Annotated in this window: 10 protein-coding genes; 2 read left to right on the top strand and 8 right to left on the bottom strand. The window is 35.6% G+C overall.

The features are described 5' to 3' along the window. Window positions 1-8: 8 nt before the first annotated feature. From JSQ81_RS17085 to JSQ81_RS17055, 7 genes are all read right to left on the bottom strand, one after another. On the bottom strand, window positions 9-1,034 hold the full coding sequence (locus JSQ81_RS17085) for a Gfo/Idh/MocA family protein (RefSeq protein ID WP_212605202.1): 1,026 nt from the start codon (window positions 1,032-1,034) through the stop codon (window positions 9-11). 95 nt (window positions 1,035-1,129) lie between these two features. Next, window positions 1,130-1,900 (bottom strand): sugar phosphate isomerase/epimerase family protein, encoded by a 771-nt coding sequence (locus JSQ81_RS17080; RefSeq protein WP_212605201.1) that lies wholly within the window; start codon window positions 1,898-1,900, stop codon window positions 1,130-1,132. Between the two features lie 66 nt (window positions 1,901-1,966). Continuing rightward, window positions 1,967-2,791 (bottom strand): carbohydrate ABC transporter permease, encoded by an 825-nt coding sequence (locus JSQ81_RS17075; RefSeq protein WP_212605200.1) that lies wholly within the window; start codon window positions 2,789-2,791, stop codon window positions 1,967-1,969. Further along, window positions 2,788-3,600 carry a carbohydrate ABC transporter permease gene (locus tag JSQ81_RS17070; protein WP_212607716.1) on the bottom strand — a complete coding sequence of 271 codons (813 nt, stop codon included), beginning with the start codon at window positions 3,598-3,600 and terminating at the stop codon, window positions 2,788-2,790. The genes JSQ81_RS17075 and JSQ81_RS17070 overlap by 4 nt, the downstream gene beginning before the upstream one ends. 174 nt (window positions 3,601-3,774) lie before the next feature. Continuing rightward, on the bottom strand, window positions 3,775-5,064 hold the full coding sequence (locus JSQ81_RS17065; protein ID WP_212605199.1) for an ABC transporter substrate-binding protein: 1,290 nt from the start codon (window positions 5,062-5,064) through the stop codon (window positions 3,775-3,777). Window positions 5,065-5,210: 146 nt separating this feature from the next. Further along, on the bottom strand, window positions 5,211-6,995 hold the full coding sequence (locus tag JSQ81_RS17060) for a cache domain-containing sensor histidine kinase (protein ID WP_212605198.1): 1,785 nt from the start codon (window positions 6,993-6,995) through the stop codon (window positions 5,211-5,213). After that, window positions 6,992-8,575 (bottom strand): response regulator transcription factor, encoded by a 1,584-nt coding sequence (locus tag JSQ81_RS17055; protein ID WP_212605197.1) that lies wholly within the window; start codon window positions 8,573-8,575, stop codon window positions 6,992-6,994. The genes JSQ81_RS17060 and JSQ81_RS17055 overlap by 4 nt, the downstream gene beginning before the upstream one ends. A 234-nt stretch (window positions 8,576-8,809) precedes the next feature. Here JSQ81_RS17055 and JSQ81_RS17050 point away from each other — a divergent pair, with 234 nt between their 5' ends. Both JSQ81_RS17050 and JSQ81_RS17045 read left to right on the top strand, forming a co-directional pair. Further along, the gene (locus JSQ81_RS17050; RefSeq protein ID WP_212605196.1) at window positions 8,810-9,802 is read left to right on the top strand and encodes a Gfo/Idh/MocA family protein; all 993 of its coding nucleotides are present in this window, start codon (window positions 8,810-8,812) and stop codon (window positions 9,800-9,802) included. A gap of 17 nt (window positions 9,803-9,819) precedes the next feature. After that, window positions 9,820-10,752, top strand: coding sequence for an aldo/keto reductase (locus JSQ81_RS17045; RefSeq protein WP_212605195.1), 933 nt, complete (start codon window positions 9,820-9,822; stop codon window positions 10,750-10,752). Between the two features lie 114 nt (window positions 10,753-10,866). Here JSQ81_RS17045 and JSQ81_RS17040 read toward each other — a convergent pair whose 3' ends face one another. Beyond that, complete coding sequence (locus tag JSQ81_RS17040) at window positions 10,867-12,168, bottom strand: alpha-glucosidase/alpha-galactosidase (RefSeq protein ID WP_212605194.1); 1,302 nt, start codon at window positions 12,166-12,168, stop codon at window positions 10,867-10,869. Between the last annotated feature and the right edge of the window lies 1 nt (window position 12,169).

Genomic DNA, 12,169 nt, shown 5'->3' with positions numbered 1-12,169 from the left:
TCATTGATTCAGATTCTTACAATCGTTTTATTTTGATTGGATTCTAGTGCCGCTAGGACGACTTCCAGTGACTTCATACCCTCTTCGCCGGAAATTGCCACTTCTGTGTCATTCACAATTGCGGATACAAAATGATCAATAACATGTGAAGTATGTTGTCCACCTTCTTCATTTGATTGGATAGCACCCAATTCATACTTAACAACTTCTCCATTTGTATATTGCGCGATTAATGAGTACTTTGGATCGTCTTCCAACCGAAGAATCGCTTTCTCTCCGTAAATAACTGTCGAATTGTCCGAGTTTGGACTATATGCCCAACTTGCGGCTAATGTACCGATAATACCTGATTCAGTCTTTAAGACACAAACAGCGTTATCATCAACTTCTGTATCTTTTTTGGCATTTGTTTCGACAAATCCAGCAACCTCTTGGAATTCTTCATCCAGTAGATAGCGCATTAAATCTGTTTTATGTACGCCTAAGTCACCCATGGCACCAATAAAGGCTTCTTCTTTATTAAAGAACCAACTGTTACGACCATCAACGCTCCAACTTTCTGGTCCTGAATGACCAAATGCAGTGCGGAAACTATAAATCTTGCCGAGTTCCCCATTTGCAATGAGTTGTCTTGCTTTTTCATGAGAAGGCACAAAACGTTGGTTATGACCAATCATTAGTTTTTTATTATTTTTACTTGCAGCTTCAATCATCCGTTCCGCTTCATCGCGTGAAGTTGCCATTGGTTTTTCACATAAAACATGTTTTCCAGCATTTGACGCAGCAATGGAAACAGTTGCATGTAAGTAGTTTGGTAAACAAACACTGATAGCATCAATACTTTCATCAAGCAGCAATTCTTCATAATTGGTATATGCTTTGGCATGATACATTGCTGCTGTTTCTTTTACACGTTCCTCAACAATGTCACACACCGCAACAATTTCAACCTCATTATTCGCAGCATATTCTGGAAGATGGCGCAATTTAGCAATACTCCCGCATCCTATTACACCTATTTTTAATTTACTCATCATAATTTCCTCCTCAAAATTACTAATGGCTTTTCAGGTAATGTATATGCCCTCACGTCATTTGCGACAATTGGCTAATCCCTAATTCATGAGATTTAAGTGCTTGTTGAAAGCTTCTGTTTTAAATAATCAAGGCTAATCTTGACACTTTCCAGCGGAGTCCGTCTGCTTTGATCTTGTTCTATTACCCACCACTCAACGTTTGACTTGCTTCCTTGTGTTAAAACCCCGTCAATATCTACTCCACCAGTACCCAATTCTGCAAAAAACTGTTCACCATCAGTAGTCATATCTTTCAAATGAATTAATGGAGTCCTATTATGATAACGTTCAATCCACTCGACCGGATTCTCGCCAGCTTTTGTTAACCAATAAACATCAAATTCTGTTTGAACCCATTCTGGATTTGTTTCTTCTAGTAATAATTCAAGTGGTTTTTTTCCGTTATCCAATTGAATTAATTCAAAGTCATGATTATGATAGGAGAAATTTATGCCTTCCTCAAAACACCGCTTTCCGATCTTGTTTAAGATTGGAAGCAGATTGTAATAGTCATCTTTTTTTTGCCTTTCCGGCGGAAGATAAGGACAAACAATGTTTTTACAACCTAAAACATGCTGATAGCTAATTATTTCTTCCAATTCTTGTTCTTGCTCTAATGTAGTAAGTGGAATGTGGCTAGATGCTGCTTTTAAACCGAGCTCATCCAATTCCTTTTTCAATACATCTGCAGCTAATCCCCCATAGCCTGCAAATTCGATTCCGTCATAACCCATATCAGATACTTTTTTTAATGTGCCAATAAAATCTTTCTCACTTTCATCTCGTAATGAATACATTTGAAGAGCAATTGGTGTACTTTTCATTTGTTTGTTCCCCTTTTTTTATTTGATTTTGAAGCTATTAAGCAGACACTTAAATAACTAAATTGATTACTTCACTGATCCCATCATTCCAGCCACAAAGTGTCTCTGCATTAGGAAAAAGATCAGTGCCGTCGGTAATGTCGCAATTACAATTGTTAACATAATTACACCATAATCAGGTGCATAACTTGAACCCAGGTTTGATATTAGTAACGGGATTGTTTGTTTTTCAGGTGATTGTAAAACAACCAGTGGCCACAAGTAATTATTCCAGCTATTCATAAATGTAATGATAGCTGCAGCTGCATACGTCGTTTTCATTGTTGGCATATAAATACGGAAGAATATACCCAGTTCACTCAAACCATCTATTCTGCCTGCTTCAACCAATTCCTTTGCAAACATCTTAGTGTTTTGCCTGAAAAAGAAAATAAGAAATGCGGTTGTTAATGTTGGTAGCATCACAGCTGTTAATGTGTCCATTCCTATGAATGGTGCCACCGTAGATATTGAACCGAACATTCGGTATAACGGTACCATCAATGCTGCAAATGGAATCATCATTGAAATCAGTAATATGTTAAATACAATATCTTTTTTCTTACTACTGTATATCTCAAAAGCATAGCCAGCCAACGAAGCGATTATCAAGGACAAGATTGTTGTTGACACCGAGATAATTGCTGAATTTGTCAGTGCAGGAGCAATATCAACAGTTTCAATTAAATTTTTAAGATTTTCAATTAAATGACTTCCGGGAATTAACTTCCCTTTAGACACATCAATCGATTTATTTGTTGCACTGACAATCATCCAAAAAAATGGGAATATAGAAATTATCGCCGCGAATGTTAAGAAGAGATATGTAAATATCCTTTTTATTTTCTTCATTTTTTATCACCTGCTAACTTAAACTGTAATGCCGCGAATATTACAATAGCGATAACGACAAAGTATGATACCGTCGCTGCATAGCCAAAGTCCGGTGTATACTTAAAGGAAAGATTATATATGTATTGAGAAATGGATGTGGTCGAATTGCCTGGACCACCCCTCGTAATGTTCATTACTTCATCAAATATCTGTAACGTTCCTATTGTTGATGTAATTGATGTAAATAAAATAATGGGTTTTAACATTGGGATTGTAATTTTGAAAAATTGTTGAAATGAAGATGCACCATCGATTTTTGCAGCTTCATATATGGATTGATCAATATTTTGTAAGCCTGATAGATAAAATATCATATTATATCCTGTCCATCTCCATGTAATCGCAATTATAATCGTGACTTTCGCCCAAAATGGATCTGCTAACCAATTAATGGCTTCCGGTACAATTGAAAATTGTAATAGAAGTTTGTTTATGAGTCCATTAACCGCGAATAAGTCTTTAAAGATAACCGAGTATGCAACAAGCGATGTAACACAAGGTAAAAATATTGCGATACGGAATAAACTTTTAAACCTTAATTTAGGATCATTTAAGAGAACGGATAAAAACAACCCTAAAAGTATCATCATAGGAACTTGTACTAACAGATAAATAAATGTGTTTTTAAAAGCAGCAATAAATGTCGGATCGGTAAAGACACGCTTATAGTTATCTAGTCCAACAAAACTTAGATTTGTTCCTGATCCCGATTGAAATGAAAGAATAAATGCTTGAATCATTGGATAAAAGTAAAATATACTAATCATGATGGTTGAAATTCCAACAAACGTCCATCCAAGCCAGTTGGTTTTAGTTCTACCGTTCACTTTAACTCACTTCCTTAATTTTAATAAGAACCTTAAACAATTGATCCAATCAGATCGTTTTAAATTGGATCTCGTCAGCAATCAATTGCTTAAGGCTTATCTATTTTTCACCTATTAATTAAACTGTGCTTCTGCCTGTTTCTGAGCGTCATTCAATACATCATCAATATCTTTTCCATTTAAATAGTTTTGCATTTCAACAGTAATAATATCGTCAATTCCATAAGTGTGCATGCCGTAGTTAACACTTGGTATTTCTTCCATCCATGTTGCAAAGTCCGCAACTATTTTCTGTCCACCAAAGAACTCATCTTCTTTGGCATAAGCATCATTTTCTGATGCAGGTATATACGTACCAATTGCGCCAACGTCACTTACAAGTTTTTCATACATCTCAACATTAGAACCAAATGTTTTACCTAAGAAATCTGCTGCTTGCTCCGCACCTGGAATGTTTAGCACATACCATGAGCTTCCTCCTAAATTTGAAGCATTTACCGAACCAGGGACACTTAATTTAGGGATTGGAACGATTGCCCAGTTTTCGGATTGAGATTCCTCAGCCTTTACGGAAGGTGTAATCCAATTTCCTGTCGGTACAGTAACAACATCGCCACTATTAAAACCTGTTAATAACTGGCTCCAACCGGAGTGGGGCTTTAAGATTCCTGTATCTATCATTTCTTTATAAACTTCAAATGCCTCTTTTAGTGCTGCATTATCTGCGAGGTCTGGAGTTACACCATCTTCTTTCACATACCAAGTGCCTGCGGATTGAATCATGATTCGGATGAGACCAAGATCATTAGGATCAATCGTAAGGAAGGTCTTCCCTGTAACCTCTTTTACTTTCTTCCCGATCTCTATATATTCTTTCCAGTCAATGTCTTCCAAGTCTTCTACTGAATAACCAGCTTCCTCTAAGTAATCAGTACGAACATACAACCCAGTTACACCAGTATCAAATGGAACACCATAGTTTTTACCATCAAAACTTGTTGGTGCAATTTTATACTCAGCAAAGTCTGATGCATTAAATGAATCGGTCAATTCATAAAACGAGTCCGGAAAGGACTGTAAAAAACTTTGTGCACGATAATCTTCAATTAAAACAATATTAGGTAATCCTTTTGTTGTACCTGAACCTAATGCTGTATTTAACTTTTGAACAATATCATCTTGCGCATTTTCAATAACATTGATATTCAAGTCTGGATTTTCATCTTTATAAGCTTCTTTTGCAATTTCTAACGCAGCAATATTAAATTTCGGATCCCATGCCCAAGCTGTAACTTCATCAACGTCTTCGTTTCCACCCTTACTTCCACTCCCACTGGAACCGGTTGTTGAAGAACAAGCTACCAATAATATACTCATAAAAAGTAACATAAATATTTTCTTCATTGTATTTTCCCCCATCTGCTTAATTGAAAGCGTTTTCTATAGTAAATTTAACACACAAAAAACAGGGGACGTTAGGATAATATCCACCTGTTTTCGGACTTTTTATTGTTTACTAAACTATTCGTCTTTTATAAATTGAACTTTCATTATAATTTAGGATTTTGTACAGATTTAATAATTGGTAATCGTAACTTTACCTTTGTTCCTTCCCCCAATTCACTAGATATTTCCACCCCATATCTTTCTCCATACAATAATTTAATTCTTTCACTTACATTTTTTACTCCGATACCACTAAATAATTGTCGTTTGCTTTTGTAACTTGGCATCTGTTTATCAAGATTCGTTTCCATCCCATCGCCGTTATCAATGATTTCACAAATAAGGTTGTTCTCCTCTTGTCCAATCATTACATGGATAAATCCCGTTGTTTTTTTATTGAATGCATGAAAAAATGCATTTTCAATAAAGGGCTGAATAATTAACTTTGGAAGTTCGTACGACAAAACATCAGGGGTAATGTAGTAGTTGACCCGAATTTGTTCCCCATAACGCGCTTGATTAATAAAAGTGTAGTCTTTCATATTTGATAATTCTTGTTCTACTGTATTTGTCTCACTGATATTACCAATTGTATTTTGTAATAAAGAAATAAGTTTATTAATCATTTCAGATGCTTTTTCTTTATTCCCCTGTTTTACCATAATCTTTATGGATGCCAGCGTATTATATAAAAAGTGAGGATTGATTTGTTGTTGTAATGCAGCTAACTCGGCGTTACGCTGATTTTTTTGCGTTAGGATTAATTCCTCAACATATTCATGTAGTTCATCAAGCATAAAATTAAACGCAGTTGCTACCTGTTTTGTTTCATAGCTACCCGAGACCGTTACATAATGATCAAAATCGGATTTTGCAATACTATTAATTTGATTAACAAGACTTGTTAATGAACTGGTTAGTCGTCTAGATATAAAATACACAAATAGTAAAGCAATGCCGGCAATCAAAATACTAATGAGAACAATTGATTTCTTATCGATGATATTAGCCATGACAAGTTTTTTATCTATAAAGTTTACCAAATATAAATCTAATGGCGGTAAATATTCGGCGAGTACAATCTGTTCTTTATCAAGAAATTCAACATTCTTGTAATTCAATTTTAATTTCTCAATATCTTTAGCATGTTTAAGTAACTCTTGTTCTTCTCGTCCAATTAACTCAGTGTTATTGCTAGAAACAATCGTTCCTGCCCCATTTATAATCGCAACATTATTTCCTCCACTTGTATAACTCGTATAAAACTGTCGAAAATCAAGCTCCTGCATTGCAATATACAAGACCCCGTAGACTTCTCCACTTTTCCTATCCGACAAAGCTCTCGAGGCGATAATTGCAGGTTTTTTTAATTCATCCGTATGTAGATCATCATAGTGATATGACAATCTTTTTGGATTATCAAGAGAATTTAAAGTGATTTCATGATTTGCAAGTTCATTTTCCGTATTCGGCCAATATATACGGTTTGTCGAAAAATCGCGTCCATTTATACCAAGCACCGTAATCCCAGTATTATAATTATCTAAGTGAGCCCCAATTAGATTCATCTGGGTACTCATATTATAAAAGGACTTTGACATTTCCAGGGAATTAGTATCGCTTTCTGTTAGATAAGTTTTAACTTTCCCGCTTTGTTCAATATTATTGACGGTATTCACCACAGAATAATTAAACTCTTCAACACTTTCTTGTATTTGCGCAAGTATTTTTGAGTTAGTTATACTAAATGTTTCTGTAAATAAGTTTTCCGACATTTTTAATGTACTAATCGTGATTGTAATTGTAATCGCAATAATACTAAAAAACATGACGAGGAATATCTTCACGAATAACCCATAACTATCTATGCGCTCAAAAAAAGATTTCATTCTTCCCGCTTCCTTGAATTAAAATATTGTCTTCGATAGCTACTTGGTGAAACTCCCCTAAGTTTTTTAAATACCCTACAAAAATAGCTATGATCAGAATAACCTACTAACATACTAATTTTAGCGATTGACTTGTCTTTTTTTTGCAAGAGCTCAATAGACTTTTCAATTCGTACCTGTGTTAAATATTCACTAAAGCTTTGATCATTATTATCGCTGAAATAATTTGACAAATACGATGGATTGTAATGAAACCTTTTTCCCATATCAGTTAGATTTAACGGTTCCGCATAATGTTCATTAATATAATCCAATAGTCTTTGCATATTAGGTTGTTCGGATTTGGAAGGAACTGCTTCAATCACTACCCTTGCATTTTTTAAAAATTCATCTAATAGTGATAAAGCTTCTTTTATGTCGCTGGCTCCGTCAATTAAAGAGATATATGAATACTTCTCTTCTTCCAGTTCTTTACTTTCATATGCCATGTTTCCTAAAAGCATCGCTACATTGAAAATGATATTTCCCAACAAAGACTTAAATTCAAACTCATCTGTTGTATATTGGTGGGACAGGTCTTCAATATAAGCTTCCAAATATAAAAATGCTGCCTCAAAGTGTTTACGTTGAAATAGTTCAGTGAACTTCGTTAATTGAAAAGGTTCATTAGCCTCTCGTGCACTTGGCAGTTCATCATAAATCATTACTGATGTATCGGGTAAGAAAAAACGATATTGAATTAGTCGTTGTAATTCTTTTTGATAAACTTTCTTTAAATCAAAAAACTCCGTGAAAGGCTCTGTTAAGACCCAACCAATGGTAGTGTCAACATATCTAAGTGACATTGAAATCGTCTTAATAAAATCCTTGATTGTTTGTAATTGATTCAATTCAAAGTTAACCAAAAACGCGATTATATTTTCTGTGACTGGTAGTCTATGTATTTTAATCTTGGTAAAATTGCTTTTTAACTCCTTTTCAATTTCTTCCACTAATGGCTGAGCCCTACCTTTTTTGTGATTTGTGTATGCTTTAATATCAATGCCGAGTATGCCAAAATGACGATGTGGAAAAACGCCCTCAATTGAAGCCAAATCCACGTCTGATTCAAACCCCGTTAACAATCTTTCCATGATAGCTTCAATTGGAATGGTCACATCCTCACCATTGTCCTCCACCAGGACAACTCCGGGAATCTTACGCGCTGCTTGTTTAAGTGCATTCAAAAGATTAGCTCCTTCTAATTGCGGTTTAAGAATATAATCAGAAATTCCATGCTGAAATGTAGAACGAACATAATCAAAATCTCCGAAACTGCTTAAGATGATAATTTCAATTTGTGGATAATGCTCTTTGATTGCTTTCGTCAATTCCTCCCCATCCATTACGGGCATCACCATATCCGTAATTACGATTTGTGGTTGCAAGGTTTCTATTAAATCAAGCGCTTCTTCCCCATTTGCAGCTTCGCCTATTATTTGAAAGCCTTCTTTTTCCCAGTGAAGAGAATGCTTAATTCCTTGTCTAATAAGTAGTTCGTCATCGACAATCAAAACTTTACACCATTGATGTAACGGCATATATATATCCTCCCTACATGCATATCAAAATAAAAAATACATTCATACTCCTTTAACCATTCTACCATTGTCTGTGTTATCCATCGACTTAGAAAATAATCACTTGTAAAATTCGAGTGAAATCCTCCGATAATTTATCTATTAAACAATAAAAGTCCTAATACATAGTATTTTTACTATTTCTTTCTAAAAAGCTAATGTTATACTATTTCTAAACTTAGGAGGCGTTAATTAATGACAGAAAAAAAAGTTCGTTGGGGAATTATGAGTACTGCAAGTATTGGTAAAAGATCAGTTATTCCGGGTATACAAGAGTCAAAAAGGAATGTAGTGGAAGCGGTTGCAAGTCGTTCTTTGGAAAATGCTCAAGCTTATGCTAATGAATTAGGAATTCCAAAAGCATATGGTAGTTATGAAGAATTACTTAATGATCCTACCATCGATGCAGTGTACATTCCTCTTCCTAATCACTTACATAAAGAATGGACGCTTAAAGCTGCTAAAGCTGGTAAACATATTTTATGTGAAAAACCAATTGCATTGGATGAATCAGAAGCTGAAGAAATGATTATTGCATGTGAAAATGCAGGGGTTCTTCTGGCAGAAGCTTACATGTACCGTCATCAAAAGCGATATGATCATATTAAGACATTAATACATAATGGCGAGATTGGCGATATTCGTAGTATCCATGGTGTATTCACTTTCAACGGTGCACAAGACACTGGTAATATTCGTTTTACAAAAGAATGGGGTGGCGGATCGATTTATGATGTAGGTTGTTATCCGATTAGTGCTGCTAGATTCCTACTAGATGAAGAACCTTCGGCAGTTACAGCCCATGCTTTTTTCTCTCCAGATCATGGTGATGTGGATATGATGGCGTCTGGAATAATGGAGTTTTCTAATGGCGTATCTTTGACATTTGATTGCGGTATGTGGGCTGAGTTTCGAAATGAACTTGAAATTCTTGGCTCAAAGGGAAGAATCGTGATGAAGGAAGCCTTTCTCGGCGACCAATCATATGAAATCATTAAAGACGGACACACCGAAAAAATCCTTGATGATAACATTAATCCTTATGCTTTGCAGGCTGACAATTTTGCAGAGGCTGTACTTGACGGAAAGCCTCTTAAATTCCCGGCTGAGGATATCATTCACAACATAAGAGCAGTTAAAGGAACACTTATTTCCGCTGAAAAACAAGAAAAAATTCTATTAAGATAAAAAACGGGGGATTTACAATGCGAAATATTAAAATTGGGAATTTAGAAAAACCAGTTACTGGACTTGTTATGGGAACTGATTACTTTGCACCGGAAATTATTGATAAAGTTACTGAGGTTCTCGAAAATTATATTAATATTGGCGGAAACATCCTTGACACGGCATTTGTTTATGCAGGTGGAAAAAGTGAACAAGCAATTGGAATCTGGATGGAAGAAAACAAACGTCGCGATGATGTCCTGTTACTAACAAAAGGCGGACACCCAAATCAGAATGGCTCACAAATCAATAAAAAAGCAATCGATGAAGAACTAACTATCAGTTTAGACAGACTTCGAACAGACTATGTTGAGCTTTACGCACTCCATCGTGATGATCCTACTGTACATGTAGGTGAAATACTAGAAATATTAAATGAACATGTTGAAGCTGGTAGAATTGGCACTTTTGGAGGTTCCAATTGGTCAGTTGAGCGACTACAAGAAGCAAATGATTATGCAGAGAAGCATGGATTAATCGGTTTTTCCTTTAGTAGCCCTAACTTAAGCTTAGCAAAAGCACAGGCACCTTATTGGCCGGATTGTGTATCTGTCGATGATTCAATTTTAGCCTGGCATGAGAAATCGAAGCTACCTATTCTTTCTTGGTCTTCACAAGCACGCGGCTTTTTCACCGGCCGATTTACACCAGAAGATCGCTCCAATGAAGATTTGGTTCGGGTATTTTATAATGATGAAAACTGGGAGCGTTACCGTAGAGCAGAACAATTGGCAAAGGCTAAAAATGTCGAAACAATTCAAATTAGCTTAGCTTATGTCTTAAATCAGTCATTCCCAACTGCAGCAATTATCGGTCCTCAAAATCATGCCGAGATGCTATCGTGTAGAGAAGCCGCTGAAATAGTATTAACAGAAGATGAAATTAAGTGGCTTAACCTACAAACTTCATAAAATCGATACAAAAAGCCCTAGTAGCAGAGACTTTCCTATAAGTCTCCACTGCTAGGGTATATTTAATTCCTATTTCTCTTGTTTTTCAGTGAAAATATTTAGTTCACCTTAATTTTACTTATACTTAGGTAACATATCTCCATGCGCCTCAATTAGCTCATCACACATGGCAACAATATCATCAATAGATAGCTCGGCTGAAGTATGTGGATCCAGCATAGCGGCATGATAAATATGCTCTTTCTTACCTGTCATCGCAGCCTGAATAGTTAGTAACTGTGTGTTAATATTTGTTCGATTAATAGCAGCTAACTGTTCTGGTAGCTCACCTACATATGTAGGTGAAATTCCACTTGCATCAACAAGACACGGTACCTCAACACATGCATTTTCTGGCAGATTACTAATTAAACCACCCGTGTTCAGTACGTTTCCACCAATTTTAATTGGTTGATTTGTTTCCATTGCTTCTATGATGTACGAACCATACTCATTCGTTCGTTCATGAGTTAAATTTTCATCGTTAACTAAATCCTCACGCATTTTTTTCCACTCTTCGATTTGACTGATACAGCGCCTCGGATATTCATCCAACGGTATATTAAAATGATTGATTAATTCTGGATATTGACTTTTAATAAAGTAAGGATGATATTCGGCATTATGTTCAGAAGACTCCGTCACATAATAACCAAAACGTAACATTAACTCAAAACGAACCATATCATTATGTTTTTCTTGTTGTTTTTCTAGCGCTCTTCTTTTTATTTCAGGATATAAATCTTCTCCATTGCGGTTAATTTCAAGTAGCCAAGCCACATGGTTAATTCCAGCTATTTCCCATTGAATATTATCTGTTGGCATATCCAAAGATTTTAGTAGGTCTTCTGCACATCCCTGTACACTATGGCACAAACCGACTGTTTTAATTCCAGTGTATCTAAGCATTGTTCCTGTAAGCGCAGCCATGGGATTCGTATAGTTTAAAAACCATGCATCTGGACAAACCTTTTGCATATCTTTAGCAAAATCCATCATGACAGGTATCGTCCTTAGACTCCTGAATATGCCGCCAATTCCAACTGTATCTCCAATCGTTTGACGCAGTCCATACTTTTTAGGTATTTCAAAGTCTATAATTGTACTTGGATCATATCCACCAACTTGAATCGCATTAATAACATATTTTGCATCTCTTAATGCGTCTTTTCTATCTGTATAAGATACGATACTTACAGTGGATTCAAGATTCTTTTTAATATTGTTCAACATTTGCTCCGAGTCCTTGAGTCGCTCATGATCAATATCAAATAAAGCAATCTCAAAATCTTGCAGAGCCTCAACCCTCATACAATCACCTAGTACGTTTTTCGCAAAAATTGTACTACCTGCACCCAAGAATGTAATTTTAGACATC

The organism is Sporosarcina sp. Marseille-Q4063 (assembly GCF_018309085.1).
Lineage (GTDB): Bacteria > Bacillota > Bacilli > Bacillales_A > Planococcaceae > Sporosarcina.
This window is presented reverse-complemented; position numbering and strand designations above follow the sequence as displayed.